The organism is Mycetocola miduiensis (assembly GCF_900115155.1).
Lineage (GTDB): Bacteria > Actinomycetota > Actinomycetes > Actinomycetales > Microbacteriaceae > Mycetocola_A > Mycetocola_A miduiensis.
On sequence record NZ_FOVM01000010.1, the window covers coordinates 85,180 to 110,484 of the forward strand.

25 protein-coding genes are annotated in these 25,305 nt (G+C 65.2%); 12 read left to right on the plus strand and 13 right to left on the minus strand.

The window, feature by feature from the left end; genetic code table 11:
* Positions 1-25 precede the first annotated feature (25 nt).
* From pgl to tkt, 6 genes are read right to left on the minus strand one after another with little or no spacing between them, the layout of a single operon-like run.
* Complete coding sequence (pgl, locus tag BM197_RS14835; protein ID WP_090712905.1) at positions 26-796, minus strand: 6-phosphogluconolactonase; 771 nt, start codon at positions 794-796, stop codon at positions 26-28.
* Positions 793-1,755: a glucose-6-phosphate dehydrogenase assembly protein OpcA gene (locus tag BM197_RS14840; RefSeq protein ID WP_090712907.1), complete on the minus strand. Its 963-nt coding sequence runs from the start codon at positions 1,753-1,755 to the stop codon at positions 793-795. Before BM197_RS14840 ends, pgl begins: the two co-directional genes overlap by 4 nt.
* Complete coding sequence (gene zwf / locus BM197_RS14845; protein ID WP_090712909.1) at positions 1,752-3,296, minus strand: glucose-6-phosphate dehydrogenase; 1,545 nt, start codon at positions 3,294-3,296, stop codon at positions 1,752-1,754. Before zwf ends, BM197_RS14840 begins: the two co-directional genes overlap by 4 nt.
* A gap of 36 nt (positions 3,297-3,332) precedes the next feature.
* Positions 3,333-4,943 (minus strand): glucose-6-phosphate isomerase, encoded by a 1,611-nt coding sequence (locus tag BM197_RS14850; protein ID WP_090712911.1) that lies wholly within the window; start codon positions 4,941-4,943, stop codon positions 3,333-3,335.
* Entirely contained in the window at positions 4,940-6,052 is a 1,113-nt protein-coding gene (tal, locus tag BM197_RS14855) for a transaldolase (protein WP_090712912.1), read from the minus strand. The genes BM197_RS14850 and tal overlap by 4 nt, the downstream gene beginning before the upstream one ends.
* A gap of 20 nt (positions 6,053-6,072) precedes the next feature.
* The gene (gene tkt / locus BM197_RS14860) at positions 6,073-8,163 is read right to left on the minus strand and encodes a transketolase (protein ID WP_090712915.1); all 2,091 of its coding nucleotides are present in this window, start codon (positions 8,161-8,163) and stop codon (positions 6,073-6,075) included.
* Positions 8,164-8,439: 276 nt separating this feature from the next.
* Between tkt and BM197_RS14865 the strand changes: the two genes are divergently transcribed.
* Positions 8,440-9,360, plus strand: a complete 921-nt coding sequence (locus tag BM197_RS14865; protein ID WP_090712917.1) for a heme o synthase — start codon at positions 8,440-8,442, stop codon at positions 9,358-9,360.
* Between the two features lie 400 nt (positions 9,361-9,760).
* Here the strand turns inward: BM197_RS14865 and BM197_RS14870 are convergent, their stop codons facing one another.
* Positions 9,761-10,720 (minus strand): COX15/CtaA family protein, encoded by a 960-nt coding sequence (locus tag BM197_RS14870; protein WP_177216857.1) that lies wholly within the window; start codon positions 10,718-10,720, stop codon positions 9,761-9,763.
* A gap of 273 nt (positions 10,721-10,993) precedes the next feature.
* Between BM197_RS14870 and sufB the strand changes: the two genes are divergently transcribed.
* From sufB to BM197_RS14905, 7 genes are all read left to right on the plus strand, one after another.
* Entirely contained in the window at positions 10,994-12,412 is a 1,419-nt protein-coding gene (gene sufB / locus BM197_RS14875) for a Fe-S cluster assembly protein SufB (RefSeq protein ID WP_090712919.1), read from the plus strand.
* 6 nt (positions 12,413-12,418) lie between these two features.
* Entirely contained in the window at positions 12,419-13,630 is a 1,212-nt protein-coding gene (gene sufD / locus BM197_RS14880) for a Fe-S cluster assembly protein SufD (protein WP_425435736.1), read from the plus strand.
* 2 nt (positions 13,631-13,632) lie between these two features.
* On the plus strand, positions 13,633-13,956 hold the full coding sequence (locus BM197_RS14885) for a non-heme iron oxygenase ferredoxin subunit (protein ID WP_090712923.1): 324 nt from the start codon (positions 13,633-13,635) through the stop codon (positions 13,954-13,956).
* A 4-nt stretch (positions 13,957-13,960) separates the two neighbouring features.
* Complete coding sequence (gene sufC / locus BM197_RS14890; protein WP_090712925.1) at positions 13,961-14,725, plus strand: Fe-S cluster assembly ATPase SufC; 765 nt, start codon at positions 13,961-13,963, stop codon at positions 14,723-14,725.
* Positions 14,726-14,734: 9 nt separating this feature from the next.
* Positions 14,735-15,064, plus strand: a complete 330-nt coding sequence (locus tag BM197_RS14895) for a metal-sulfur cluster assembly factor (RefSeq protein ID WP_090712927.1) — start codon at positions 14,735-14,737, stop codon at positions 15,062-15,064.
* A gap of 26 nt (positions 15,065-15,090) precedes the next feature.
* Positions 15,091-16,299 carry a MalY/PatB family protein gene (locus BM197_RS14900; protein ID WP_090712929.1) on the plus strand — a complete coding sequence of 403 codons (1,209 nt, stop codon included), beginning with the start codon at positions 15,091-15,093 and terminating at the stop codon, positions 16,297-16,299.
* A 64-nt stretch (positions 16,300-16,363) separates the two neighbouring features.
* Positions 16,364-17,962 carry an ABC-F family ATP-binding cassette domain-containing protein gene (locus BM197_RS14905; RefSeq protein WP_090712931.1) on the plus strand — a complete coding sequence of 533 codons (1,599 nt, stop codon included), beginning with the start codon at positions 16,364-16,366 and terminating at the stop codon, positions 17,960-17,962.
* 135 nt (positions 17,963-18,097) lie between these two features.
* On the opposite strand, the gene BM197_RS14910 is transcribed toward BM197_RS14905, so the two are convergent.
* From BM197_RS14910 to BM197_RS14920, 3 genes are read right to left on the minus strand one after another with little or no spacing between them, the layout of a single operon-like run.
* Positions 18,098-18,943 (minus strand): SURF1 family cytochrome oxidase biogenesis protein, encoded by an 846-nt coding sequence (locus BM197_RS14910; protein ID WP_090712933.1) that lies wholly within the window; start codon positions 18,941-18,943, stop codon positions 18,098-18,100.
* Complete coding sequence (locus BM197_RS14915; protein WP_090712935.1) at positions 18,940-19,164, minus strand: hypothetical protein; 225 nt, start codon at positions 19,162-19,164, stop codon at positions 18,940-18,942. Before BM197_RS14915 ends, BM197_RS14910 begins: the two co-directional genes overlap by 4 nt.
* Positions 19,161-19,463, minus strand: coding sequence for a DUF3099 domain-containing protein (locus BM197_RS14920; protein WP_090712937.1), 303 nt, complete (start codon positions 19,461-19,463; stop codon positions 19,161-19,163). Before BM197_RS14920 ends, BM197_RS14915 begins: the two co-directional genes overlap by 4 nt.
* 100 nt (positions 19,464-19,563) lie before the next feature.
* Between BM197_RS14920 and fabG the strand changes: the two genes are divergently transcribed.
* Complete coding sequence (gene fabG, locus BM197_RS14925; protein WP_090712939.1) at positions 19,564-20,286, plus strand: 3-oxoacyl-ACP reductase FabG; 723 nt, start codon at positions 19,564-19,566, stop codon at positions 20,284-20,286.
* 136 nt (positions 20,287-20,422) lie between these two features.
* Here the strand turns inward: fabG and serB are convergent, their stop codons facing one another.
* Together serB and BM197_RS14935 are read right to left on the minus strand one after the other, a co-directional pair.
* Positions 20,423-21,094, minus strand: coding sequence for a phosphoserine phosphatase SerB (gene serB, locus BM197_RS14930; protein WP_090712941.1), 672 nt, complete (start codon positions 21,092-21,094; stop codon positions 20,423-20,425).
* Positions 21,091-22,335 carry a glucose-1-phosphate adenylyltransferase gene (locus BM197_RS14935; RefSeq protein ID WP_090712942.1) on the minus strand — a complete coding sequence of 415 codons (1,245 nt, stop codon included), beginning with the start codon at positions 22,333-22,335 and terminating at the stop codon, positions 21,091-21,093. Before BM197_RS14935 ends, serB begins: the two co-directional genes overlap by 4 nt.
* Before the next feature lie 46 nt (positions 22,336-22,381).
* Here BM197_RS14935 and glgA point away from each other — a divergent pair, with 46 nt between their 5' ends.
* The 3 genes from glgA (at position 22,382) to BM197_RS14950 (ending at position 24,765) form a co-directional block, all read left to right on the plus strand.
* Positions 22,382-23,569 carry a glycogen synthase gene (gene glgA / locus BM197_RS14940; protein WP_090712944.1) on the plus strand — a complete coding sequence of 396 codons (1,188 nt, stop codon included), beginning with the start codon at positions 22,382-22,384 and terminating at the stop codon, positions 23,567-23,569.
* Positions 23,570-23,619: 50 nt separating this feature from the next.
* On the plus strand, positions 23,620-24,402 hold the full coding sequence (locus BM197_RS14945) for an ABC transporter ATP-binding protein (RefSeq protein ID WP_090712946.1): 783 nt from the start codon (positions 23,620-23,622) through the stop codon (positions 24,400-24,402).
* A gap of 114 nt (positions 24,403-24,516) precedes the next feature.
* Complete coding sequence (locus tag BM197_RS14950) at positions 24,517-24,765, plus strand: type B 50S ribosomal protein L31 (protein WP_090712948.1); 249 nt, start codon at positions 24,517-24,519, stop codon at positions 24,763-24,765.
* A gap of 190 nt (positions 24,766-24,955) precedes the next feature.
* Here BM197_RS14950 and BM197_RS14955 read toward each other — a convergent pair.
* A partial coding sequence (locus tag BM197_RS14955) for an integrase core domain-containing protein (protein WP_143095088.1) occupies positions 24,956-25,305 on the minus strand: 350 nt, incomplete at its 5' end.

Below are 25,305 nucleotides of genomic sequence, written 5' to 3' on the forward strand. Positions count from 1 at the left end.
GCTTCTTACGTGAAGACAGCCTGGCTCAATAGCTCCGGGCGATGAGGTTCTCCGGAACTTCGGATGCCGCGTCCGAATCGACGAAGAAGACCGTGCGCTTGCGTCCCTTCATCCCGGCGATGGGAACCTCGGTGTATGCGGCGCCGGCGAGGGCGAGGCCGAGCACCGATGCTTTGTCGGCGCCGGAAAGCGCCACCCAGATTCGCTGTGACGAGTTGATCGCCGAGCGCGTCAGGCTGATCCGCTCGGGCGGGGGTTTGGGCGAGTTGCGCACAGCCACGACGGTGGCCTCACGCTCGAGGACCTCAGGACGATCCGGGAACAGTGATGCCGTGTGTCCGTCAGGGCCGACGCCGAGGAAGGTGATGTCGAACCGGGGTAGGCCGCTGTCTCCGTCGGCGTTCGCCGCGAGTTCGTCCGCGTAGGCCGCCGCCGCCGCATCCAGGTCGAGCGTGCCGCCTGAGGAGGCACAGGTATGGATGTTGGCTGCAGGGATGTCGATGTGGTCGAGCAGCGCTTCACGCGCTTTCACCTCGTTGCGCTCCGGGTCCCCAGCGGGGAGCCAGCGTTCGTCGCCCCACCAGAAGTGCACGCGGGACCAGTCGACGCTGTCCCTCGCAGGCGACGCGTTGATCGCGGCGAGGATCTTGATCGCCACGCGGCCACCCTCGAGTACGACGTTGACCCGGTCCAACTCGTCGAGCAAGTCGACCGTCTTGGTCAGGAACCGGGCCGTGATGGATGCGGCCAGAGCATCGCTGTCGGCATGTACGAGCACACGTCGTTCGTTTGTCATTGAGTTGTACCTTCCCCGGTGCCGCTCTCCACTTTGAGCTGGCGCACACCTTTGGTGATCACTTCACCGTACAACGGATCGGGGTCGAGTCGGCGCAGTTCCTCGGCGAGGCAATCACGGAGATTCCGTCTCGGCAGACTCAACTCGTGGGTCGGCTGATTCGGCTGGGTGAGCTTGGCGATGGTGTCGTGCGGGCGCTCGAGGACGATGTCGCCGCTCGCACGGGTCAGGCGCACCCCGTGGATGCCGGTGTCGCCCGAACCACGCGGAGTCAGCTCCTGCACGACGGGGACCTGCAACTGCATCTGCAGCCAGGCGGCGAGCAAGACGGTGGAGGCGGAATCTGCGGCGCCGGCAACGGTCACACCGGTCACCGGCTCATACGGCGGCTGGTCGAGAACTGCGGCGAGCTGGGCACGCCAGAGCGTCAGCCTCGTCCAGGCGAAGTCGGTGTCTCCAGGGGCATACGATCGCGACAAATCGAGGAGCGCGGCATGCGGGTCCTCGTGTTCAGAGGCATCCGTGATCCGGCGCTGCGCGATGTGCCCGATCGCCGTGTTGACGACATCGGCGGGCGCTTCGATCGGCCACCAGGCGACGACGGGGGCGTCGGGCAGAAGGAGCCCGTTGACGAGGCTCTCCTCGTTACTCGCCGCGTCGCCGTAGGCGCGGAGGATGATGACCTCGCTGGCGCCTGCGTCCCCGCCGACGCGGATCTGCGCGTCGATCCTCGCTGCCTCAGCAGAATCCGCGGGGATCTGCGACAGCACGAGAACACGCATCGGGTGCTCGCGTGACGCTTCGTTGGCAGCCTCGATGGCCTCCTCCTCCTCGCCATACTGCGAGACGATGACGAGGGTGAGCACACGGCCGAGCGCGACGGCTCCACCGTCCTCGCGAAGCGTGACGAGTTTCTTCGACAGCTTGCTGATGGTGGTGTCGGGCAGATCGACAATCATGGTCGCCTCCAGGTGCGCCCGTCGCGCGCGAGGAGCGCGTCAGCGGAGGCCGGACCCCAAGAGCCCGGCCGGTACTGTTCAAGGGGTCCGCCCTGGGCAGCCCAGTATTCTTCGATCGGGTCGAGGATCTTCCACGACAGTTCGACTTCCTGATGGCGCGGGAACAGCGGCGGGTCGCCGAGAAGCACGTCGAGGATGAGTCGTTCGTACGCTTCAGGACTTGCCTCAGTGAACGCGTGGCCGTAGCCGAAGTCCATGGTGACGTCGCGCACCTGCGTGCCCGCACCAGGCACCTTCGAGCCGAAGCGGATGGTGACGCCCTCGTCGGGCTGGACCCGGATGACAAGCGCGTTCTGGCCGAGTTCAGAGGTCTGGCTCTCGGCGAAGAGGAACTGCGGGGCACGCTTGAACACGACGGCGATCTCCGTCACGCGGCGACCGAGACGCTTGCCCGCACGAAGGTAGAAGGGCACGCCGTCCCACCGCCGGGTCTTGATGTCGAGGCGCATGGCCGCGTACGTCTCCGTCGTCGACTCGGGAGACATCCCGTCTTCCTCGAGGAAGCCGCGAACCTGTTCGCCGCCCTGCCAGCCGCCCGCGTACTGTCCACGAGCGGTGGCGGTGCCGAGATCTTCAGGAAGGCTGACCGCGGCGAGTACCTTCTCCTTCTCGGCGCGGAGATCCTTCGCGTCGAACGAGAGAGGCTCCTCCATCGCCGTGAGGGCGAGGAGCTGCAGGATGTGGTTCTGGATGACGTCGCGTGCCGCTCCGATGCCGTCGTAGTACCCGGCCCGCCCGCCGACACCGATGTCCTCGGCCATGCTGATCTGCACGTGGTCGACGAAGTGCGAGTTCCAGATCGGCTCGAACATCTGGTTGGCGAAGCGCAGCGCCAGAATGTTCTGCACCGTCTCCTTACCCAGGTAGTGGTCGATCCGGAAAACCGAGTCCGGTGGGAAGACCGACTCGACGACGGTGTTCAGTTCGCGCGCGGTCTTCAGGTCGGAGCCGAACGGCTTCTCGATGACAACACGGCGCCACGCGCCGTCGCGGGCCTCGGCAAGCCCAGAACGGCGCAACTGCTCCGTCACCTCCGGAAACGCCTTCGGCGGGATCGACAGGTAGAACGCGTGGTTGCCCATCGTGCCCCGCTCGGCGTCCAGCTTTTCGACGGTCTCCTTGAGGTGCTCGAACGCCTTGTCGTCGCCGAATTCACCGGAGACGAAGCGGATGCCCTGGGCGAGCTGGTTCCAGACCTCCTCGCGGTATTCGGTGCGCGCGTACGATTTGACGGCCTCGTGCACCACCTCCTCGAAGTCCTGGTCCTCCCAGTCCCGCCGGGCGAAACCGACCAGCGAGAATCCGGGGGGAAGGAGCCCGCGGTTCGCCAGGTCGTAAACGGCGGGCATCAGCTTCTTGCGCGACAGGTCACCTGTCACGCCGAAGATGATCAGGCCGCTCGGACCGGCGATGCGGTTCAGGCGACGATCGGAATCCACCCGCAGCGGGTTGAACTCCGGGGTGATATCCACGGGGGACATACAGCTCCTCGGTAACGGCGGATCAACCAGCCTCGGCTAGTTGATCGCCTCAAACAGTGACACGATGTTGTTCTCAGGGTCAGTCAGGTGAAGCGTGAGAACCGGGCGACCGGCATCAGCGAGCACGCTCGCGTCGCCCTGCGCCTGTGCCTGAATCAGCTGGCCGAATGTGAACGGACGCCCAGGAACCTCAAGGTCGATAGGGGAGTCCTGCGTGATCTGCAGGAAAACGCCTGACGCCGGGCCGCCCTTGTGGAACTGACCGGTGGAGTGCAGGAACCGGGGACCCCACCCGAAGGTGACCGGACGCCCGGCGACACCCGCGAGCATGCCTCGGACGCCTTCCAGCTGGGGGAGCGCAACCCGGTCGACGTAAGCCTGAACCGCGAGGTAACCGTTGTCGTCGAGCTGGGCGAGAAGAGCGTCGATTGCCTGCTTCACGGTCGTGGCCTGACCGAGGACCTTCGCGTCGCCGCGCACCTCGATGCCGTTTTCGGAGAACAGCGGCGCTGTCGGCTCCGGGCGTGCGTCGAGGAGGCCGCGGCTCGCGATCTTCGCGGATTCGACGTCTGGCTGGTCGAAGGGGTTGATCCCGAGGATGCGGCCGGCAACGACCGTCGCGTACTCCCAGACCAGGATCTGGGCGCCGAGCGTGCCCGAAACGAGGATTTCGCCCTCGTGGCGGTTGCGCGGGAACAGGTGGAGCTGCGACGCATCGTCAACCAGCCGAACCACCTGAACGTCGGGGTAGTCGCCGGACAGTTCAGGGGCCAGGGTGTCGACAACGACGGGAAGCAGCCCGGTGCCCTGCTTGCCGGTGGACTCGGCCAGGAGCTGTTCAGCCCAGTCGGCGAATCCGATGATGTGGGTGCCGTCGGCGACGATGGCCAGCTTGTCGCGAAGCGGGCTTGTGCCGGCGATTGCCGCACCCAGGATCAAGCCAGGGTTGTGCTTGTCATCGATCGACAGTTCGACAGCGACGGAGTCCGCTTCGTCGAGGAGGGCACCCACGTCGACGCCGGCCAGTCCTGACGGGACAAGTCCGAAGGCGGTGAGCGCCGAGTACCGGCCTCCGACATTCGGGTCAGCGTTGAAGACCCGGTAGCCGGCTTCACGCGCTGAGGCGTCGAGCGGTGAACCCGGGTCGGTGACGACGATAATGCGGCCGCGTGGGTCGATGCCGGCGTCGGTGAACGCCTTCTCGTACGCGCGACGCTGGCTGTCGGTCTCGACGGTCGAGCCGGACTTCGACGACACGACGAGGGCAGATGCCTCAAGTCGGTCGGCGAGTGCAGCGAGGACCTGCCCGGGGGCGGTCGAGTCGAGGACCGTGAGGTTTCCACCCAGCGTGCGGGTGATGACCTCGGGTGCCAGCGACGATCCGCCCATCCCGGCGAGGACGATGTGCTCGACGCCGGCTTCGTTCAGTTCAGCCCGGAGCGCTTCGATCTGGGCAACCAGCGGCCGGGAGACGGTGGTGGCCTCGGTCCAGCCGAGCCGCTTTGCCGACTCTTCTTCGGCGTCGGGACCCCACAGGGCGGGGTCCTGGGCGGTGATTCCCGAAGCGACCATGTCGGTCACGAGCGTCGGCACGACCGCGTCTACGGCCGCCTTGGCCGCGCCGGAGACGTGGATCTTGAAGCTCATTTTGCTGCCGCCAGTGCCTCTGTGACAGTGTCGAGGAGTTCGTTCCAGGAGACGATGAACTTTTCAACGCCTTCCTTCTCGAGCAGCGCGGTGACCTCGTCGTAGGAGATGCCGAGACCGGCAATGGCGTCGAGGACCTTGTTGGCCTCGTCGTACGAGCCGGTGACGGTGTCGCCATCGATCTGGCCGTGGTCGAAGGTGGCCTCGAGGGTCTTCTCCGGCATGGTGTTGACGACGCCGTCGGCTACGAGCTGGGTCACGTACAGGGTGTCGGGCAGGCTCGGGTCCTTGACACCGGTCGAAGCCCACAGCGGACGCTGCTTGTTGGCGCCGGCGGCGAGCAGGCCTGCTGCACGCTCGCTCGCGAACGTCTGCTCGAAGACCTCGTAGGCGAGCTGGGCGTTGGCGACGCCCGCCTTGCTCTTGAGCGCGAGTGCTTCATCGGTGCCGACGGCCACGAGGCGCTTGTCGATCTCGGTGTCGACACGCGACACGAAGAAGGAGGCGACGGAGTGGATGGTCGACAGGTCGATGCCGGCAGCCTTGGCCTGCTCGAGACCGGTGAGGTACGCGTTCATGACCTCGCGGTAGCGCTGCAGGCTGAAGATGAGCGTGACGTTGACGCTGATGCCTGCGCCGATCGCCGCGGTGATGGCTTCGAGGCCTTCGACCGTTGCTGGGATCTTGATCATCACGTTCGGCTTGTCGATCTTCGCCCAGAGTTCCTTCGCTTCGGCGATGGTCGCAGCGGCGTCGTGGGCGAGGCGAGGCTCGACCTCGATCGACACCCGGCCGTCGAAACCATTCGAGGCGTCGTAGATCGGGCGGAACACGTCTGCGGCGCGGGCGACGTCTGCTGTGGTGATCTCGAAGACCGCCTCAGTGACATCCTTGCCGGCTGCAGCGAGTTCGGAAACCTGCTCGGCGTAGCTTTCACCGTTGCTGAGGGCGCCAGCGAAGATCGTCGGGTTGGTGGTCACGCCGACGACGTTGCGGGTGTCGATGAGTTCCTGCAGGCTGCCCGAGTCCATGCGGCCTCGGGACAGGTCGTCGAGCCAGATGCTGACGCCTGCGGCGGAAAGCTGGGCGGTGGGGGTGTTCTCAGTCATTGTTTCTCCTCTGCCCGGCGTTACTTGCCGAGCGTTTCTTTGGCGGCGGCGACGACGGCTTCAGTGGTGATGCCGAATTCGCGGAACAGGGTCTTGTAGTCGGCGGATGCTCCGAAGTGCTCGATCGACACGGAACGACCGGCGTCGCCGACGATGCCCCGCCAGCCCAGCGCAAGGCCGGCCTCGACAGAAACCCGGGCGGTGATCGCCTTCGGGAGAACTTTTTCCTGGTACGCGGCATCCTGCTCCTCGAACCATTCGAGGCAGGGGACCGACACGACACGCGCGTTCACGCCGTCGGCCCTGAGCGCCTCACGCGCTTCGACGGCGAGGTGAACCTCGGAACCCGTCGCGATGAGGATGACGTCTGGGGTGCCGTTCGGCGCCTCGGCGAGGATGTACGCACCCTTTGACACGTTCGACGCCGCAGCGAAGGTCTCTCCCGAGGCGTCGCCGTCGCCGCGCTCGAACACCGGGATGTTCTGACGGGTCAGGGCGATACCGGCGGGGCCGCCGCGGCGGGTGAGGATCTCCTGCCAGGCGTAACCGACTTCATTCGCATCGCCCGGGCGGACGACGGCGAGGTTCGGGATGGCGCGGAGGGCCGCCAGCTGCTCGATCGGCTGGTGGGTCGGGCCGTCTTCACCGAGGGCGACGGAGTCGTGCGTCCAGACGAAGATCGACGGCACGTTCATCAGCGCGGCGAGCCGCACAGCGGGACGCATGTAGTCGCTGAAGATCAGGAAGGTTCCGCCGTACGCGCGGGTCGGCCCGTGCAGGACGATGCCGTTGAGGATCGCGCCCATGGCGTGCTCGCGGATACCGAAGTGCAGCACGCGGCCGTACTCGTTGCCGGTCCACTCGTGGGTCGAGTGCTCGCTCGGGACGAACGACGCCGCGCCTTCGATGGTCGTGTTGTTCGACTCGGCGAGGTCGGCCGATCCACCCCACAGTTCGGGGATGATCGGGCCGAGCGCGTTGAGCACCTTGCCGGATGCGGCGCGCGTCGAGACGTCCTTGCCCGCTTCGAAGACCGGAAGGGCGTCTTCGACACCGTCGGGCAGTTCGCCCGAGAGCAGGCGGTCGAGGAGGGCGGACTTCTCGGGGTTCGCGGCCTTCCAGGCGTCGAAACCCTTCTGCCACTCGGCACGCTCCGCGGCACCGCGCTCCACAGCCTTGCGGGTGTGCGCGAGGACCTCGTCGGCGACGACGAAGCTCTCAGCCGGGTCGAAGCCGAGGACTTCCTTCACCGCTGCCAGTTCGTCAGCACCGAGCGCTGAACCGTGGATTTTTCCGGTGTTCTGCTTCTTCGGGCTGGGCCATCCGATGATCGTCTTGAGGATGATGAGCGACGGGCGGTCGGTCTCTGCCTTGGCGGCTTCGATGGCGTCGTTGAGGGCCTGCAGGTCCTCGACGTACTCGCCAGTCTTCTTCCAGTCGACGGTCTGCACGTGCCAGTGGTAGGCCTCGTAGCGCTTGGCGACGTCCTCGGTGAAGGCGATGTTGGTGTCGTCTTCGATCGAGATCTGGTTGCTGTCGTAGATCGCGATGAGGTTGCCGAGCTGCTGGTGGCCGGCCAGCGAGGATGCCTCGCTGGTGATGCCTTCCTGCAGGTCGCCGTCACCGGCGATGACGTACACGAAGTGGTCGAACGGGCTCTTGCCCGCTGCGGTGCCCGGGTCGAGCAGGCCGCGCTCGAAGCGGGCGGCGTAGGCGAAGCCGACGGCGGAGGCGAGCCCCTGGCCGAGGGGGCCGGTGGTGATCTCGACACCGTCGGTGTGGCCGTACTCCGGGTGGCCTGGCGTGAGTGAGCCCCAGGTGCGCAGAGCCTTGAGGTCTTCGAGCTCGAGGCCGTATCCGCCCAGGTACAACTGGACGTACTGCGTCAGCGAGCTGTGGCCGACGGAGAGCACGAAGCGATCCCGCCCGAGCCAGTGCTGATCGCTCGGATCGCGCCTCATGACCTTCTGGAAGAGCAGGTAAGCGGCGGGAGCGAGGCTCATTGCCGTACCTGGGTGGCCGTTCCCGACCTTCTCGACCGCATCCGCTGCGAGGAGGCGGGCGGTGTCAACCGCCGTGTTGTCAATGGAATCCCATTGCAAAGCTGCCACTTTTGTGACCCTTCTGATCGAAATCGTCGGGCCATCTCTGACCCGCCGATGAGGCGCGATATCACGCACATTGGCTTCATTGGCTCCGCCGGACGCGACCCGTCCCGCAGAAGAGCAGGAAGAACATAGCGCCGCGGACGGTAAGGCGAGCGTCTCCAGTATAGGGAACCTCGCATCCATGTGTCCGGATGGTTACGGCGGATGGCGGGCCCGCCCGCGGCCATGCCCTCGCGGAGTTCTCGCCTAGAATGGGGAACGCAAACGGTTAGAGGAGCGATGAACATTGCTGTAGAAGACCGCGTCACGCCGCAGCGCGTGAACGCCGTCGACAAGGTCAAGGGATACATCTCCCTTACTAAACCCCGCGTGATGGAACTTCTCCTGGTGACAACCATCCCCGTGATGATCCTCGCTCAGGGGGGCATCCCGGACCTCTGGCTCGTTTTGGCGACCGTGATCGGTGGATCGCTCAGCGCCGGTTCGGCCGGCGCGTTCAACTGCTACATCGACCGCGACATCGACAAGGTGATGAAGCGCACAAGCAACCGGCCGCTGGTTACCGGTGTGCTGACCCCGCGGGAGGCCCTGGTCTTCTCCTGGGTACTCGCCATCACATCCACCGTCTGGCTGTACCTGACCACGAACCCGCTCACCGCAGCGCTGTCGGTCGGCGCCATCTTCTTCTACGTCGTCATCTACACCCTCTGGCTCAAGCGCTGGACATCGCAGAACATCATCTGGGGCGGGATCGCCGGGTGCTTCCCGGTGCTGATCGGCTGGGCCGCTGTCGCGAACTCGCTCAGCTGGGCGCCGTTCATCCTCTTCGCCGTCGTGTTCCTGTGGACACCTCCGCACTACTGGCCGCTGTCGATGAAGTACCGCGACGATTACAAGTCGGCCGGCGTTCCGATGCTCTCCGTGATCCGTGGCCGCGCCCAGGTCGGCCTGCAGGTCATCCTGTACGCCTGGGCGACGGTGGCGTGCTCTCTGCTGCTCATCCCCGTGGCCGCGATGGGACTCGTCTACACGGTTGTCGCAGTGGCATCCGGTGGATGGTTCATCTACGAGACGCACCGCCTGTACAACCTGGCGATCCGCCACGAGAAGGTGTCGCCGATGCGGGTCTTCCACGGGTCGATCAGCTACCTCACGCTGCTGTTCCTGGCCGTGGGAATCGACCCGTTGCTTCCGTTCTGATCCGTCGTCGCTCACTCCAGGGGGATCCCTCACCACTCACACTGGGGGAGTAGTCCGGGCCACCCGCATGGGTCGCCGCGAATTGCTGTTCGGCGGCATCCTGAGCGACCGGTTGCGGGTCAGGCCCGTCGATCGGCCCCGAAGTGCTGTTCCCGTGCTCGCGAGCGACCCTTAGGGACCGATCGAATGCATGAACATCGCTTTGGGACCAATCGAATGCATGAACATCCCTTTGGGACCGATCGATTCCGCAACCCAGCGAATGCAGCTGATCGTACGAGGCTGAGTGGCCCTCCATGCGGCTCGAGGAACTCGCGAACGACCAATCCGGCCCCTCGACGCCGCTCGACGAGCTGGCGAGCGACCATTTGGCCCCTCAAGCTATGACGAGGGGGAGTGCCTACGCCGCCTTGAGCGCCTCGACGGGTTCGACCCCGACCGGAACGGATGCCGGCGTCTTCAGGTTGAGGACCGTCGCCGTCATCGCCGCCGCGAGAACGCAGGCGAGCACCATGTGAAGGCCGACGAGGATCTCTGGGAGTCCCATCCGTGCCTGGGCGACACCGACGACAATCTGAACACCCTCAACGGCGAGCAGAAGCGCCGAGGGGAAGCGAAGGCTCGGCACGGGGAGCAGCCACGCCGCCGCGACGATGACGACGGTCAGGCCGAGGGTGATGTAGGCCGGCCAGGAGTGCACGTGCTGCAGCAGTTCAGGGTCAAGGCCGTTGCGGGCGGCACCCTTGTCTCCTGCGTGCGGTCCAGACCCGGTGGTGAGGATGCCGACGATGATCGTCACCGCGACGAAGAACGACGCAGCGTGGGTGACCGCAGCCAGCCAGGTCGGAACCGCGAGCACCCGTTCGGCGTTGCCGTTGTAGACCCGGAAAACCAGCACAGCGGCGAGAACGACAAGGGTGATGCTGAGCACGAAGTGCAGCCCGACAACGTACGGGTTGAGGCCGCTGAGCACGGTGATACCTCCGACAACCGCCTGGAACAACACGCTGCACGCGGGGATCAAGGTGAGGATGAAGAGGTCCCTGCGCTGCTTGCGGTACTTCAGGACGAAGAGCAGCGCGAAGATGGCGATGATCTGGAGAACGAAGAACAGGGTCCGGTTGCCAAACTCGATCACGCCGTGGATGCCCATTTCCGGCGTCGACACGAAGGATTCAGCGGTGCACCTGGGCCACGTCGGGCAGCCGAGCCCCGACCCGGTGAGGCGAACGGCGCCTCCCGTGCCGACAAGCGCGGTCTGGGCCACAAGGTTGAGCCACGCCACCACCCGCACCCGTCGGTCGACATCCGTCGGGAGCCAGTTCCAGAAACGTCTGGCGGCTTGGGCGATGGTATTCACTTTGAGTGTTCCTCTACTTGTGTTGTTACTGTGACTGGTTGGCGGCCTGCTGCTATTTGCCCGCGCAACCTGTAGAATCTATGGGGTTCAAGCATTTAAGTCTGGCACTCGCCAGCGAACGGCGCGGGAGCAGCGCGGCCCCCGTCCTTGAACAATTGTAGATACGCACATCAGCCGCCCGCACATTCCTGAGGAACACCTGTTGCTCTGGCGTGCGCGGGAATGCGACGCGCAGAAATCCTGTTACGCAGCTGAGAAGGAAAGAGGTTGAACATGTCAGACGTTCTGATTGACCGCCCCGAACTCGCAAGCCTTGGGCAGTACGAATTCGGATGGTCGGACTCGGACGCCGCGGGTGCTTCGGCCCGACGCGGTGTCTCACCTGAGGTCGTCACCGACATTTCTCGCCTGAAAGATGAAGACGAGTGGATGCTGCAGCGCCGGCTCAAGGGCCTCGCCCTGTTCGAGCGCAAGCCGATGCCGACCTGGGGCGCAGATCTCTCCGAGATCGACTTCGACAACATCAAGTACTTCGTCCGCTCCACCGAGAAGCAGGCGCAGACCTGGGAAGACCTCCCGGACGACATCAAGAACACGTACGAGAAGCTCGGCATCCCCGAGGCGGAGCGCCAGCGTCTCGTCTCCGGTGTGGCCGCACAGTACGAGTCCGAGGTCGTCTACCACCAGATCAACGAGGACCTCGAACGCCAGGGCGTCATCTTCATGGACACCGACACGGCGCTCAAGGAGCACCCCGAGTTCTTCGAGGAGTACTTCGGCACCGTGATCCCCGCCGGCGACAACAAGTTCGCCGCCCTGAACACGGCCGTCTGGTCGGGCGGATCGTTCGTCTACGTGCCGCCAGGCGTCCACGTCGAAATCCCGCTGCAGGCCTACTTCCGGATCAACACCGAGAACATGGGCCAGTTCGAGCGCACGCTGATCATCGCCGACGAAGGCAGCTACGTGCACTACATCGAAGGCTGCACCGCTCCGATCTACAAGTCTGACTCGCTGCACTCCGCAGTCGTCGAGATCATCGTCAAGAAGAATGCCCGCGTTCGCTACACGACGATCCAGAACTGGTCGAACAACGTCTACAACCTCGTCACCAAGCGTGCGACGGCCGCCGAAGGCGCGACCATGGAGTGGATCGACGGCAACATCGGTTCCAAGGTCACCATGAAGTACCCGTCGATCTTCCTGATGGGCGAGCACGCCAAGGGTGAGACCCTCTCGGTTGCCTTCGCTGGCCCCGGCCAGCACCAGGATGCCGGCGCCAAGATGATCCACATGGCTCCGTACACGCAGTCGTCGATCGTTTCCAAGTCGATTGCCCGTGGCGGCGGTCGTGCCGGCTACCGCGGTGAGGTCCGGGTGGATGCCAACGCGCACCACGCCGCGAACACGGTGCGCTGTGACGCCCTCCTGGTCGACACGATCTCGCGGAGCGACACTTACCCGGCCATCGACATCCGCGTCGACGACGTCCAGCTCGGCCACGAAGCGACCGTCTCCAAGGTGAGCGAAGAGCAGCTCTTCTACCTGATGAGCCGCGGCATGCCCGAGGACGAAGCGATGGCGATGATCGTCCGCGGCTTCATCGAGCCCATCGCCCGTGAACTCCCCATGGAATATGCACTCGAACTCAACAAGCTCATCGAAATGGGCATGGAAGGATCGGTCGGCTAAATGACGATCTCCGCGCCGGAAGCAACAACCACGAAGCTCGAGAACACCGGGCAGCTTGGCTACAAGAAGCACACCGACGGCGGATGGGGACTCGTCCCGATCCAGACCCGTTCCGAACGGTTCGCGTCAACGAACGTCGAAGATTTCCCTGCCGTCACCGGACGGGAAGCCGTCTGGAAGCTCACCCCGATCGACCGGGTGGCCGACCTCATCGACGGACAGCTCGACGGCGGTGAATACGCTATCGACGCCACCCTGGTGAATGACGTGGACGTGAGCTGGGTCGACCGCACAGACGCCAGGATCGGCACTGCAGGAACGCCCGAGGAACGCGCATCGGCAAACGCCTGGACGCAGTTCGACAAGGCCCTCGCCATCACCGTGTCCGGCGAAGAACCGAAGACCGTCCGGGTTCGCCGCTCCGAGCTCGGCACGAGCCCCCGCGCGGCGCACGTCCTGCTCGAGGCCAAGCCGTTCAGCACCGGGCTCGTCATCCTCGCGAACGCCGGCCAGGCCCGCCTGACCGAGAACGTCGAAATTATCGTCGGCGAGGGCGCTAATCTCACCGTCGTCACCGTCCAGCAGTGGGATGACGACGCGGCCCACCTCGCGTCGCACTTCACCACCGTCGGCCGTGATGCCCGCGTCAAGCACGTCGTCGTCACCCTCGGCGGCAGTGTCGTCCGCGTCAACCCGTCGACCCACCTCAACGCCCAGGGCGGAGAGGTCGAAGCGCTCGGTCTGTACTTCGCGGATGCCGGCCAGCACCTCGAACAGCAGGTCTACGTCGACCACGACGCACCGCACACTCGCAGCCGCGTCACCTACAAGGGCGCCCTCCAGGGTGAAGGCGCACGCACCGTGTGGATCGGCGACGTCCTGATCCGCCAGTCGGCGACGGGAACAGACAGTTACGAGCAGAACCGGAACCTCGTCCTCACCGACGGGACCCGCGCAGACTCGGTTCCCAACCTCGAAATCGAGACCGGCGACATCGCCGGCGCCGGCCATGCCAGCGCCACCGGGCGTTTCGACGACGAGCAGCTGTTCTACCTGCAGGCCCGCGGCATCACGGAGGAAGAGGCACGCCGCCTCGTCGTCCGGGGATTCCTCACCGAGATCGTGCAGCAGATCGGCGACGCCGAACTGCAGGAACGACTCGAGATCGCCATCGAGGAAGAACTGAACGGAACCAACCTGTCGACGGACGGACGCTAAACGTGGCCGAACTCGTCTGCGCCCTCAGTGACCTCACAGTCAATGAGGCGAAGCGTGTCGTCGTCGGCGGCAAACCCATCGCTCTCGTCCTCGACGGCAGCGGCGACGTCCACGCGATCGGTGACACCTGCACGCACGGTGACATCTCCCTGTCGGAGGGGTTCGTCGAGAATGACACCCTCGAATGTTGGGCGCACGGCTCGCAGTTCTCCCTCCGCACCGGCAAGCCGCTGTCGCTTCCCGCCTACGAACCCGTCCCGGTCTACTCGGTAGAACTCACCGACGGCAACATTTTCATCGACCCGACTGTAACGAAAGAGATCTAAGCTCATGGCTGTACTTGAAATCCGCGACCTGCACGTCAGCGTCGAGACCGACCAGGGATCCAAGCCCATCCTGCGCGGCGTCGACCTCACCATTCGCAAGGGCGAAACACACGCCATCATGGGCCCCAACGGCTCAGGCAAGTCCACCCTTGCTTACACGATCGCCGGCCACCCGAAATACACGGTCAACTCCGGATCGATCACCCTCGACGGACAGGACGTCCTCGCGATGACCGTCGACGAGCGCGCCCGCGCCGGCCTGTTCCTCGCCATGCAGTACCCGGTGGAGATCCCCGGGGTCACGGTGACGAACTTCCTGCGCACCGCGAAGACCGCGATCGATGGCGAAGCACCGCCCATCCGCCACTGGATCAAAGACGTCAAGTCCTCGATGAAGAACCTCCGGATGGACTCGACCTTCGCCGAGCGCAACGTCAACGAAGGCTTCTCCGGTGGCGAGAAGAAGCGCCACGAAATCCTCCAGCTCGAGCTGCTCAAGCCGACCTTCGCAGTTCTCGACGAGACCGACTCCGGCCTCGACGTCGACGCGCTCAAGATTGTCTCAGAGGGCGTGAACCGTGCCAAGGAAAACACCAACCTCGGCGTTCTCCTGATCACGCACTACACGCGCATCCTCCGCTACATCAAGCCGGACTTCGTCCACGTCTTCGTCGACGGCCGCATCGCTGAAGAGGGTGGCCCCGAACTGGCCGACCGTCTCGAAGACGAGGGCTACGACCGCTTCCTCGTCGGCGAAGCAACGGCGTAAGCTTCGATCATGGTGACCACACTGAGCCCCCAGCGCTTCGACGAAGTCGAAGAGGCCCTCAAAGATGTGATGGATCCCGAGCTCGGGATCAACATCGTCGACCTCGGGCTGATCTACGACCTCGGCTGGGATGACGAAAACAACGCGCTCGTCATCCACATGACCCTCACCTCCGCCGGCTGCCCGCTCACGGATGTCCTCGAAGAGCAGACCGCCCAGGCGCTGGACGGCGTCGTCGAGGCATTCCGGATCAACTGGGTCTGGATGCCGCCGTGGGGTCCTGAGAAGATCACCGACGACGGCCGCGACATGATGCGGGCGCTCGGCTTCTCGATCTGACCGGGACAACCGGATATCGTCGGAAGATGACAGCGATCTCCTCCGACCCGATCGACATCCTGCGTTCGCGAACGAGCGAAAAATGGGCAGAACATCCTGAGGATGTTCTGCCCATGTTCGTTGCTGAGATGGACTACCCGCTCGCCGAGCCGATCAAGACGGCGCTGCACGACGCGATCGAGCGTGGAGACGCGGGTTATGTCGCGTCAAGCAACCCGCTGGGCGACGCGTTCCGCGGTTTCGCACGACGACGCTGGAACTGGGACCTGGACGAGGCACGGCTTCTGTCGACGGCGGATGTCAGCATGGGCATCGTCGAGCTTCTCCGGCAGGTCACCAAGCCCGGCGACCCTGTCGTGATAACGCCGCCGGTCTACCCGCCGTTCTTCGATCTCGTTCGCGAGGCGGGAGCATCCGTTGAGACCGTTCCGCTCACAGACGCGGGGGATGGCCTCCGCCTGGACCTGTCGGGCCTCGACCGGGCTTTCTCCAGCGGTGCACGCGCGATCGTGCTGTGCAACCCGCAGAACCCGATCGGGCACCCGCACAGCAGGGACGACCTGGCGGCACTGGCCGAGCTCGCCGCCAGGTACGACGTCCGGGTGCTCAGCGACGAGATCCACGCGCCGCTCGTGCAACCCGGCGCCACGTTCACGCCGTACCTCAGCGTCTCGGAGACGGCGAGAGCCTCCGGTTTTGCGCTGCATTCGGCCAGCAAGGCGTGGAACATCGCCGGACTGAAGTGCGCCGTTCTCGTGGCCGAGGGGGACGAGCCGTCGGGGATTCTCGACGGAATGCCGTATGAGGTGTCCTGGCGGACGGGACAGTTCGGGATGCTCGCATCGGCAGCAGCGTATGCCGACGGAGAGGACTGGCTCGACGGGGTCCTCGAAGCGATCGCAGGCAACATCCGCCTTCTGGATCGTCTGCTTCGCGACCACCTGCCTGAGGTGAACTGGCAGCGCCCGGAGGCGAGCTACCTGGCCTGGCTCGATTTCCGCGGCTGCGGCTGGGGCGACGATCCCGCAGAACGCATTCTGCGTGAGGCAAAGGTCGCGCTCAGCCCTGGCCCCGGGTTCGGCGAACCGGGTGCCGGATTCGCGCGGATGAACATCGCCTGCTCGCCTGAGCTGCTCGAGGAGGCGGTCAGTCGGATCGCCGCCATCCCGCGCGGTTCGGGGGAGAGCACCCCGCCGGCTGACCGGCGGGGCAGGCTCCCAGCTGCGACACCGTAGACTGTCGGGTTGACCCCTTTGTTTTTTGCGTCTTTTTGGCGCGCCGTCAAGAATTGGACCTGCTTTGCTGAGTGTGCACGATCTCGAAATTCGCGTCGGGGCACGGGTTCTCATGGACGAGGTCAACTTTCGCGTCTCCGACGGCGACAAGATCGGCCTCGTCGGCCGCAACGGTGCAGGCAAGACCACACTGACGAAGGTCCTCGCCGGCGAGCTGCAGCCGACGAACGGCAAGGTCGAGCGCTCAGGAGAACTCGGTTACCTGCCTCAGGACCCGCGCTCAGGCGACCCGGAAGAGCTCGCGAGAACCCGCATCCTCAACGCCCGCGGGCTCGGCAGCCTCGTCCTTGGCATGCAGGAAGCCACGATGGGGATGGCGTCGACGGATGCCGCGACGAGCGCAGCCGCGATGAAGAAGTACGGGAACCTCGAAGAACGGTTCCAGATGCTCGGCGGTTACGCTGCCGAAGCGGAGGCGGCGTCGATCGCAAGCAACCTCAACCTGCCCGACCGTATTCTCGACCAGCAGCTGAAGACGCTGTCCGGTGGCCAGCGCCGCCGGATCGAGCTCGCCCGGATCCTCTTCTCCGACGCCCGCACGATGATCCTCGACGAGCCGACGAACCACCTTGACGCCGACTCGGTGGTCTGGCTTCGTGAGTTCCTCAAAACCTACACCGGCGGGTTCATCGTGATCACCCACGATGTGGAGCTCGTCGGCGAAACCGTCAACAAGGTTTTCTACCTCGACGGTAACCGCCAGGTCATCGACGTCTACAACATGAACTGGAAGAACTACCAGCGCCAGCGCGAAGCCGACGAGGAACGCCGCAAGAAGGAACGCGTCAACGTCGAGAAGAAGGCGACGACCCTGCAGCTGCAGGCCGCCCGGTTCGGCGCGAAGGCGTCCAAGGCCGCAGCAGCCCACCAGATGGTCGCCCGCGCCGAGAAGATGCTGGCAGGGCTCGATGAGGTTCGTGCCGTCGACCGGGTCGCGAAGCTGCGTTTCCCTGAGCCGGCGCCTTGCGGTCGGACGCCACTGATGGCATCCAACCTGTCACGCAGTTACGGATCCCTGGAGATCTTCACCGCCGTGGACCTCGCGATCGACCGTGGTTCGAAGGTCGTCGTCCTCGGCCTCAACGGCGCCGGAAAGACCACTCTGCTGCGCATCCTCGCCGGAGTGGATGCCCCGGACACCGGCCAGGTCGAGCCCGGTCACGGGCTGCGGATCGGCTACTACGCGCAGGAGCACGAGACACTCGACGTCAAGCGCAGTGTTCTCGAGAACATGGTGTCATCCTCACCGCACATCACCGAGACGGAGGCCCGCAAGGTCCTCGGCTCGTTCCTGTTCACCGGTGACGACTCGCACAAGCCGGCCGGCGTACTCTCCGGTGGAGAGAAAACCCGCCTTGCTCTCGCCATGATCGTCGTCTCAGGCGCCAACGTGCTGCTCCTCGACGAGCCGACGAACAACCTCGACCCCGCCAGCCGCGCCGAGATCCTTGACGCACTCGCGCACTACGCGGGAGCCGTCGTCCTCGTCAGCCACGACGAAGGCGCTGTCCAGGCGCTCAACCCGGAGCGGGTTCTCATCCTGCCTGATGGTGTTGAGGACCACTGGAACAAGGACTATTTGGAATTGATCGAGCTGGCCTGATCGTTCGTAACCGGATCGCGCGCCATCGGAAAAGAGCGCTATTTGGAACTGATCGAGCTGGCCTGACCGTCCGTAACCGGATCGCGCGCCATCGGAAAAGAGCGCTATTTGGAACTGATCGAGCTGGCCTGAGGGTCACCGCACGGATGCGTCGAGGATGTCGTCCTCCACGTCGGCATCCGAGCGCTTGGCGACGCGTTTGCGTTCCCGCTCGGCAGCGCGAGTCTGTTCGGCCGGGTCATCCGCGTTGAGGTGACGGTATTCCTCGCGGATCGCGTACCCGAGGAAGGCGAAGCCGAGCAGCCCAAAGACGATCCACTGCAGGGCATACGACAGGTGCGACCCTTCGTCGAGCTCCGGTTTGAACGCGGGGAGCGGGCGGTCCTCGGCCGGTGCCGGCGTTTCGGATGCCATCAGGCCGTATGCGCCGGTGTACACGGGTGCGTCAAGGCGGTCGTCGAACTGGGCGAGTTCAACGGTGGCCATCTGGCCCTCAGCGGCGCTGCGGCCCTGCAGGGCGGGCTCGCCCGGCTTCAGACGTGCGGTCACTGTGACGTCGCCGGTCGGCGGGGCAGGCACGACGTCCGGGAGGTCCTGCGCGTTTCCGGTCGGAAGCCATCCGCGGTCGACGATGAAGACGCTGCCGTTCGACAGCTGCAGGGGAGTGAGGACCTCGAAGCCGGGCTGGCCGTTGCGGGGCCGGTTGCGAACGAGGACCTGCTCATCGACCAGGTAGCTGCCGGTGACGGACACCGGAGTCCACTCCCGGTTGTCCTCCCACGACTCCGGCGTGGCGAGTGCCTCGTCGAGCGGGATCGGAGCGTTTTCGTAGTTCTGGAGCACCCGCGAGTTCTCCAGCCGTTTCTCCTCGAGCCTCGACACCTGCCAGTTCGACAGCAGCACGCAGACGACCGCGAATACAACGGCGACGGCGAGGTAGCCGAACCACCGCCTGCTGATCACGAATCGCCAGTTCTTCACGATGCTTCCTTCGTCGTCAGGGGGAGGGTGGTGACGGGGAAGTCCCGCGCCGCGAGGAAGTCGTGCAGGTAAGCCCGATGCTCATCGCAGGCGAGCCAGACCTTGACCCGGTCCTCGGTGTGAATCTTCGGGTTGCGCCATTCGATCCGCCATCCGGCCGTGGCGGGGCAACCGGCCCGGGAACAGGTGAACTGTTCGGGCTCCTGGAACAGTCCGATCATGACGCCTGTCGGTCCTGTTCGTCGTCCTCGGGCGCTTTGCGCTCAGGGATGGCGACGACACCGCCGGGACGCAACACCGTGGTGTCCGCCGTGGGCGCACCGACGTTGGCGAGGACGACGGCGATGTACGGCAGGCAGATCGCTCCTGCGGCGCAGACGAACAACCACCAGCCATCGACGAACAGCATCATCACAAGGCACACCACACGGATGCTCATCGCAATCGTGTACTTGAGCATTCGTGCTCGCCGGTCCGCATCGGGCGACGGCGGCAGTGATGTGATGGATGGCTGTTTCATTCACTCCAAGACTACGCTTGTTTGCGCACCCCCAGCCGGGTTCGCGCTGGGAAACGCGCGAGGAAATCGCTGGGACACACCACACCACCGAAAGGCCGACATGCCCCACTCTGAGAACTCCCCGCGCACGGTACTCGTGACAGGCGGGAACCGTGGAATCGGCTACGCCATCGCCGAGGAGTTCGTCGCGCTCGGGCACCGGGTCGCCGTCACCGCACGCTCTGGCGAAGGCCCCGCCGGAAGCCTCACCGTTCGCGCCGACGTCACCGACGCCTCCTCCATCGATGCCGCGTTCAGCGAGATCGAGCAGAAGCTCGGGCCTGTCGAGGTGGTGGTTGCGAACGCGGGGATCACCCGCGACACCCTCCTCATGCGGATGAGCGAAGACGACTTTGACAGCGTTGTGAACACGAACCTGGGCGGGTCGTTCCGGGTGGTCAAGCGCGCCTCGAAAGGGATGCTCAAGGCCCGGTTCGGCCGGATCGTACTGATCTCGAGCGTCGTCGGGCTGTACGGCGGACCGGGCCAGGTCAACTACGCATCGTCAAAGGCCGGGCTCGTCGGCATGGCCCGGTCGATCACCCGCGAGCTCGGCGCACGGGGCATCACAGCCAACGTCATCGCTCCCGGCTTCATCGAGACCGACATGACGGCCGAACTGCCTGAAGCAACCCAGGCCGAGTACAAGAAGGGCATCCCGGCAGGACGGTTTGCGACACCGGCCGAGGTCGCGAAGGTCGTCGCCTGGATCGCCGGTGACGACGCAGGCTACATCTCGGGGGCGGTCATCCCGGTCGACGGTGGCCTCGGGATGGGCCACTAACCCGGTCGGACGGTGTGACGCCGGGCGCGCCCGTAAGGCGCGCCCCACCGATCCGCAACACGCCGCGACGCATACCGCGACACGCCGACACTCACCCGAACCATCCGCCTGAGGTGCGCCGGGGTCGGCAGAGTCTTTAGCCGCGCAGGCCGAGCAGCGGGAGGACGTCAGCGAGGTCGACGTTATCGAGTACCACATCGGCCCGCTCACGAACAGCGGGTTTGGCGTTGAACGCGACGCTAAGCCCGGCAACGCCCATCATCTGCAGGTCGTTCGCACCATCGCCGATCGCGATCGTCCGCGACACGGGCACGCCGGCATCCGCTGCCCATTCGAGCAGAGCGGATGCCTTCGCGTCGGCGTCGATGATCGGTCCGTCGACGCGCCCGGACAAGACGTTACCGGACACCTCGAGCCGGTTCGCTCGCCAGACGTCAAGACCCAGTTCTTCCCCGAGTGGATCGAGCAGTTCGTGGAAACCGCCGGACACGACGCCGACCCTGCCGCCCGCCGCCTGGATCCCTGCGATGAGTTCGTGGACGCCTCGGGTGGGCCGGATGCGGTCGGACACCGTCCGGAAGACGGACTCGGGGAGGCCGGCGAGGGTCGCGACGCGGCCGCGGAGGCTTTCCGCGAAATCGAGTTCGCCGCGCATCGCGCGTTCGGTCACATCGGCGACGAGCGCGAGCGAGCCAGCCTCCTCGGCGAGGAGTTCGATGACTTCATTTTCGATGAGCGTGGAGTCGGCGTCGAGCACGACAAGGAACCGGGCCGGCGCCTGCGGCGACGGCGTAAGGGGAGAACTCATCGGGTAACGCGCACTCCCTTGCCCACAACGGTGAGTCCTGAGTCGGTCACGGTGAAGCCCCTGGCGCGGTCGCGGTCGTGGTCGACCCCGATCGCGGCGCCGTCTTCGACGATGACTTCCTTGTCGAGGATCGCGCGTTTCACCGTCGCATCCGGCCCGACGACTACACGGTCGAACAGCACCGAGTCGACCACTTGCGCGCCGGACTCGACGTTCGCCCAGGCCCCGAGGACGCTGCGTTCGATGTGGGCGCCCGAGATGAGGGAGCCGAGCGAGACGATCGAGTCGACGACCCGCCCAAGGTTGCCTTTGCCGTCGCGCACGAACTTCGCCGGGGGAGAGTTGAGCTGCTGGCTGAAGATCGGCCATTCGCTGTTGTACAGGTTGAAGATCGGCAGTGTCGAGATGAGGTCCTGGTGGGCCTCGAAGAACGAATCGATCGTTCCGACGTCACGCCAGTAGTACCGGTCACGGTCGGTCGACCCCGGCACCTTGTTGTTCTTGAGGTCGAAGACGCCGGCGTCGCCACGGGAAACGAAGTCCGGGACGATGTCGCCACCCATGTCGTGGTTGGAATTCGTTCGCTCACCGTCACCGGTGACGGCGTCGATGAGCGCGTCGGTGTTGAACACGTAGTTACCCATCGAGGCGAGGACCTCGTGCGGCGCGTCGGCGAGCCCCTCGGCGTTGATCGGCTTCTCGAGGAATTCGGCGATCTTCGTCGGGTCGTCCTTGTCGAGCTGGATCACACCGAACTGGTCGCTGAGCTCGATCGGCTGGCGGATCGCCGCGACGGTTGCGCCACGACCCGAATCGATGTGCGCCTGGACCATATCGCGGAAGTCCATCCGGTAGACGTGGTCGGCACCGACCACGACGACGATGTCGGGCTTCTCATCACGGATGAGGTTGAGGCTCTGCAGGATCGCATCCGCTGAACCAGAGAACCAGCGCTTCCCGAGCCGCTGCTGCGCGGGCACCGACGCGACGTATGAGTTCAGGAGGCCGGACAGGCGCCACGTCTGAGACACGTGCCGGTCGAGGCTGTGCGACTTGTACTGCGTCAGGACGACGATCTGGGTGAAGCCGGAGTTGATCAGGTTGGAGAGCGCGAAGTCGATGAGACGGTACTGCCCTGCGAACGGCACTGCGGGCTTTGCCCTGTCCGCAGTGAGCGGCATCAGGCGTTTCCCTTCGCCGCCGGCAAGGACAATGGCAAAGATCTTCTTCGTTGCGACCATGCCCCAACACTAGAGGCAACCCCATACCTGTACTAGCGTTCGTTTCATGCGAGTTGATCTTCTCACCCGGGAATACCCACCAGAAATCTACGGCGGAGCCGGTGTGCACGTCGCCGAGCTCGTCTCGGCGATGCGCGGAGAGATTGATGTCACCGTGCGCTGTTTCGGCGAAGAACGCACCGAGGCGGACACATTCGCCTACCGAGTCCCTGCAGAACTCGCGGGAGCGAACGGGGCGCTCACCACCTTGGGCACAGACCTCCTGATGGCGCAGGACGCCGCAGGAGCCGACCTCGTGCACTCACACACCTGGTACGCGAACGGCGCAGGGCATATCGCCAAACTGCTGCACGGCATCCCGCACATCGTGTCGGCGCACAGCCTCGAACCGCTCCGGCCGTGGAAAGCGGAACAGCTCGGCGGCGGGTACCGGGTGTCGAGCTGGATCGAGAAGACTGCGTTCGAAGCGGCGGATGCCGTCATCGCCGTCAGCAACGGCATGCGCCGCGACATCCTCCGCAGCTACCCGGCGCTCGACGAGTCCCGCGTGCACACCATCTACAACGGCATCGACCTCGCCGCCTGGAAGCCGGTGCACGACGACGAGCTGGTGCGCTCGCTCGGAATCGACCCGACCCGCCCGAGCGTCGTGTTCGTCGGCCGGATCACCCGGCAGAAGGGCCTCCCGTACCTCCTCCGCGCGGCCGCCCAGCTGCCCGCCGACGTACAACTCGTGCTGTGCGCCGGTGCACCGGACACGCCCGAGATCCTCGCCGAGGTCGAAGCCGGCGTCAGGGAACTGGCGAAGGAACGGTCCGGAGTGGTGTGGATCGACCGGCTGCTGCCGCGCAACGAACTGTGCGCCGTGCTGACCGCCGCCACCACCTTCGTCTGCCCGTCGGTGTATGAACCGCTCGGCATCGTCAATCTCGAGGCTATGGCCTGTGGCGCCGCCGTTGTCGGGACTGCGACCGGCGGCATCCCTGAGGTCGTCGAGGACGGTGTCACCGGACGACTTGTGCCGATCGAGCAGGTCACGGACGGCACGGGAACCCCCGTCGACCCTGATCGGTTCGTCGCAGACCTCGCTGCAGCGCTCACGGCCGTGGTATCTGATCCGGATGCCGCCAGGGCGATGGGCGAGGCTGGGCGGCTGCGTGCCGAACGGGAATTCAGCTGGGACCGGATCGGCCGCGAGACCATCGCACTTTACCGCTCGATTCTCGCGCCCTGACGGGCGAGCCTCGGCACGGCCAGCCGAATCGGACGGATAGGCTAGAGCACATGTCGAGCGTTTTGCAGTTGAATGACGTGTCCGTTGTGCGCAACGGCCGCGCGATCGTGGATTCCGTGTCGTGGACCGTCGAGGGGGACCAGCGCTGGGTGGTGCTCGGGCCCAACGGGGCGGGCAAGACAACGATCCTGCAGGTCGCATCGACGCTCATGCACCCGAGCTCCGGAAAAGTCGAAATCCTCGACTCCGAACTCGGCAAGGTGGATGTTTTCGAACTGCGCCCGCGGATCGGAATCGCGTCAACGGCCATGGCCCGTCGCGTTCCGTTCGATGAGACGGTTCTCAACGTCGTCATGACGGCCGCATACTCGGTCACCGGACGGTGGAACGAGGATTACGAAGACATCGACGAGAAGCGCGCCAGGCGCGTCCTCGCGGAGTGGCACCTCGACGGCCTCGCCGAGCGCCGCTTCGGGACGCTGAGCGACGGTGAACAGAAACGGGTGCAGATTGCACGGTCCGTGATGACCGACCCTGAGCTGCTGCTTCTCGACGAGCCCGCAGCCAGCCTCGACCTAGGCGCGCGCGAAGAGCTCGTGAAGCTGCTCGGCGGTTACGCCCAGTCCGGGGAGTCGCCGGCCATCGTCATGGTGACCCACCACGTCGAGGAGGTGCCAGTCGGCTTCACGCACGCCCTGCTCCTCAACGACGGCAAGGTCGTGGCATCCGGCCCGATCGCCGAGGCACTGACGAGCGACACGCTGACCGAAGCATTCGGCCTGCCTATCGAGCTCAGCGAAAGCGACGGCCGGTACAGCGCGCGTGCCCACTGACGCCCGGCATCTGATAAAGTAGGTAGCTGGCCCGATGGCCATACACTTTCTTGCCGTGCAATCCGCGCGGGCGAGACTGAAAGACAATTTCCTCCGACTCACAAGGAAGTCCTCATGAAGACTGACATCCACCCCGACTACAAGCCGGTTGTTTTCCGCGATCTCGCCTCAGGCGCGACGTTCCTGACCCGCTCGACCGTGGGCAGCTCAAAGACCATCGAGCTGGACGGCACCGTCTACCCCGTCATCGACGTTGAGATCTCTTCCGAGTCGCACCCGTTCTACACGGGCAAGCAGCGCATCATGGACTCCGCCGGACGCGTCGAGAAGTTCAACAAGCGCTTCAAGGGCTTCGGCAACTAAGCTCAATCTGCTTTCGCAACGACCCGCAGTCTTCGGACTGCGGGTCGTTGTCGTTGGTGGCATGGTGTGGGCCCTGGGTCCACAGCGACGTAGTCACCCGCTCCGGAACCGCTCACCCGGTACGCCGGGTGAACCCGTCCGCAGTGAGTGACATGGCCGCGCAGAGGCACCGCGACCTCGACACGCCGAGCTAGCTGTACTGCACAGGCAGGTTAGTTAGCCGGCTAATGGGTGGGTGGCCTCCGATGGCGGTGTGGGGTCTGTGGTGATTGTATTCGTGGAGCCAGGCCGGGAGCGCGTTCCGGCGGGCTGATTCCGTTGGGTAGTGCTTGCTGAATGCCCAACCGTCGGCGAGAGTGCGGTGGAAGCGTTCGATCTTCCCGTTCGTCTGTGGACGGTAAGGGCGGGTCTTCTTCGCTTTGACGCCAAGCTCGGAGCAGGTGTCGCGCCAGAGGTGAGATTTGTAGGCAGAGCCGTTGTCAGAAAGCACGCGTTCGACCGTCACGCCGCGGGCGGCGAACCAGGACACTGCCCGGCGCA

Bases quoted from the DNA above. Each gene is read 5' to 3' on its own strand.
- BM197_RS14935 (WP_090712942.1), bottom strand. From the start codon at position 22,335: ATGGTCGCAACGAAGAAGATCTTTGCCATTGTCCTTGCCGGCGGCGAA.
- BM197_RS14850 (WP_090712911.1), bottom strand. From the start codon at position 4,943: ATGAGCTTCAAGATCCACGTCTCCGGCGCGGCCAAGGCGGCCGTAGAC.
- tal (WP_090712912.1), bottom strand. From the start codon at position 6,052: ATGACTGAGAACACCCCCACCGCCCAGCTTTCCGCCGCAGGCGTCAGC.
- fabG (WP_090712939.1), top strand. From the start codon at position 19,564: ATGCCCCACTCTGAGAACTCCCCGCGCACGGTACTCGTGACAGGCGGG.
- sufC (WP_090712925.1), top strand. From the start codon at position 13,961: ATGGCTGTACTTGAAATCCGCGACCTGCACGTCAGCGTCGAGACCGAC.
- serB (WP_090712941.1), bottom strand. From the start codon at position 21,094: ATGAGTTCTCCCCTTACGCCGTCGCCGCAGGCGCCGGCCCGGTTCCTT.
- BM197_RS14840 (WP_090712907.1), bottom strand. From the start codon at position 1,755: ATGATTGTCGATCTGCCCGACACCACCATCAGCAAGCTGTCGAAGAAA.
- BM197_RS14950 (WP_090712948.1), top strand. From the start codon at position 24,517: ATGAAGACTGACATCCACCCCGACTACAAGCCGGTTGTTTTCCGCGAT.
- pgl (WP_090712905.1), bottom strand. From the start codon at position 796: ATGACAAACGAACGACGTGTGCTCGTACATGCCGACAGCGATGCTCTG.
- BM197_RS14920 (WP_090712937.1), bottom strand. From the start codon at position 19,463: ATGAAACAGCCATCCATCACATCACTGCCGCCGTCGCCCGATGCGGAC.
- BM197_RS14865 (WP_090712917.1), top strand. From the start codon at position 8,440: ATGAACATTGCTGTAGAAGACCGCGTCACGCCGCAGCGCGTGAACGCC.
- BM197_RS14915 (WP_090712935.1), bottom strand. From the start codon at position 19,164: ATGATCGGACTGTTCCAGGAGCCCGAACAGTTCACCTGTTCCCGGGCC.
- zwf (WP_090712909.1), bottom strand. From the start codon at position 3,296: ATGTCCCCCGTGGATATCACCCCGGAGTTCAACCCGCTGCGGGTGGAT.
- BM197_RS14900 (WP_090712929.1), top strand. From the start codon at position 15,091: ATGACAGCGATCTCCTCCGACCCGATCGACATCCTGCGTTCGCGAACG.
- sufB (WP_090712919.1), top strand. From the start codon at position 10,994: ATGTCAGACGTTCTGATTGACCGCCCCGAACTCGCAAGCCTTGGGCAG.
- BM197_RS14895 (WP_090712927.1), top strand. From the start codon at position 14,735: ATGGTGACCACACTGAGCCCCCAGCGCTTCGACGAAGTCGAAGAGGCC.
- BM197_RS14945 (WP_090712946.1), top strand. From the start codon at position 23,620: ATGTCGAGCGTTTTGCAGTTGAATGACGTGTCCGTTGTGCGCAACGGC.
- glgA (WP_090712944.1), top strand. From the start codon at position 22,382: ATGCGAGTTGATCTTCTCACCCGGGAATACCCACCAGAAATCTACGGC.